Genomic DNA, 1,637 nt, shown 5'->3' on the forward strand with positions numbered 1-1,637 from the left:
TCGCTGCCGGCGAACAGCCACGACTTCCGGCCGAGAGCCACTCCGCGCAGCGCGCGCTCGGCCGCGTTGTTGCTGAGGCAGATCCGTCCGTCGGACAGGAACCGGGTGAAGGCCTCCCAGCGCATCAGCATGTAGTCCATGGCCTTGGCGACCGGGTTGTGGCGGGACAGCTTGCCGCGGTTCTCGCGCATCCAGGCCTCGAGTGCGGTGACGAGCGGCGCCATGTGCCTCTGGCGCACGGACAGGCGCTCCTCGGCGGGCAGCCCGTTGATGGCGCGCTCGGCATCAAAGATGGCGTCGATCCGCCGCACCGCCTCGATGGCGAGCGGAGCGCGCGACAACTCGGCCAACTCGAACAGCTTGCGTCGGCCATGGGCCCAACAGGCTGCTTCGGTGATGGGCCCGGGTTTTCGCGCCGGCTCGTAGAGGGCGTTGTACCCGGCATAGGCGTCGGCCTGCAGGATGCCGGCATAGCCGGCCAGGTGCCGGTTCGGGTGCTCGGCCGTCCGGTCCCGGGAATAGCGGAACATCGCGGCCGGCGGTGCCGGTCCGCCAAAGGGCCGGTCGTCGCGCACATAGGTCCAGACCCGGCCGGTGATGGTCTTGCCGCGGGCCAGCACGGGGACGGTGGTGTCGTCGCCATGCAGCCGCTCGGCGGCGAGGACATGGGCATCGATCAGCGCCATCAGCGGGGCCAGGTTGGCGGTGCAGGTGCCGACCCAGTCGGAGAGGGTGGAGACGCTGAGCTCGATGCCCTGCAGGGCATAGGTCTCGCTCTGGCGGTTCAGCGGCTGGTGCTGGCCGAACTTGGCCTCCAGGATCATGGCCAGCAGCTTCGGCCCGGCGCGGCCACGGGCGATGGGGTGGAAGGGTGCCGGCGGCTGGGTGATGGCCTCGCAACGGCGACACGAGAACCGCTCTCGGACGGTCTGGATGACCTTCCACCGGATGGGCTCAATCTCGAGTGTCTCGGTGATGTCCTCGCCCAGCTTGGAGAGCTTGCCGCCGCAGCAGGGGCAGGCAGCCGGCGCCGGGAGGACGACCCGCTCGCGCGGCAAGTGCGCTGGCAGAGGAGCGCGGACCGGCTGGCCCCGGGGCGGCCTGTCAGGGCGGCTGCCGCCCCCCTCCATGCCAGCCGCGCCCTCGGCTTTGGCAGCGTCCTCGCTGGCCGCGGCGACCAGTTCGCCAAGCTCGAGCTCCAGCTGGTCGAGCAGCTTGCGGCCGCGCTCGGAGGAGGCGCCGAACCTGTCGCGGCGAAGCTTGGCGATGACGAGCTTCAGGTGAGCGATCATCGCCTCGGCACCAGCCGCCCGGGCCTCGGCCGCGACACGCGCCTCGCGCTCCGCGGCAAGCGCCGCACGGAGCGCCTCGATGTCGCTGGTCTGCTCCGGCGCGGGCGTCACGAGAGGAGTGAATCAGACCGCGCGCCGCGCTGCCAGCACAATCCTCATTCGCCGCCGCGCCGTGACCTATCCCGCAGCCTGCGGCCTGAAGGTGTGCCGGGGGTTCCGCCAATCGATTCCGTCGAGCATGTAAGCGAGCTGGGCCGCGGAGATGCCGAGGACATCACCCGACGCGCTCGGCCACACGAACCTCCCCCGTTCCAGCCGCTTCGTGTAGAGCGACATTCCAATCCC

Annotated in this window: 2 protein-coding genes; both read right to left on the bottom strand. The window is 70.7% G+C overall.

What is annotated here, in order from left to right; translation table 11 throughout:
• Nucleotides 1-1,403 (bottom strand): IS66 family transposase (gene tnpC / locus ACO1BU_RS37205; protein WP_424140877.1); only part of this gene is annotated, 1,403 nt, incomplete at its 3' end.
• A gap of 66 nt (nucleotides 1,404-1,469) precedes the next feature.
• On the bottom strand, nucleotides 1,470-1,628 hold the full coding sequence (tnpB, locus tag ACO1BU_RS37210; protein WP_424140878.1) for an IS66 family insertion sequence element accessory protein TnpB: 159 nt from the start codon (nucleotides 1,626-1,628) through the stop codon (nucleotides 1,470-1,472).
• Nucleotides 1,629-1,637: the final 9 nt, after the last annotated feature.

The sequence above is a fragment of the Roseomonas chloroacetimidivorans genome, from assembly GCF_049629625.1.
Classification (GTDB): domain Bacteria; phylum Pseudomonadota; class Alphaproteobacteria; order Acetobacterales; family Acetobacteraceae; genus Roseomonas; species Roseomonas chloroacetimidivorans.

Bases quoted from the DNA above. Each gene is read 5' to 3' on its own strand.
- tnpB (WP_424140878.1), bottom strand. From the start codon at position 1,628: ATGTCGCTCTACACGAAGCGGCTGGAACGGGGGAGGTTCGTGTGGCCG.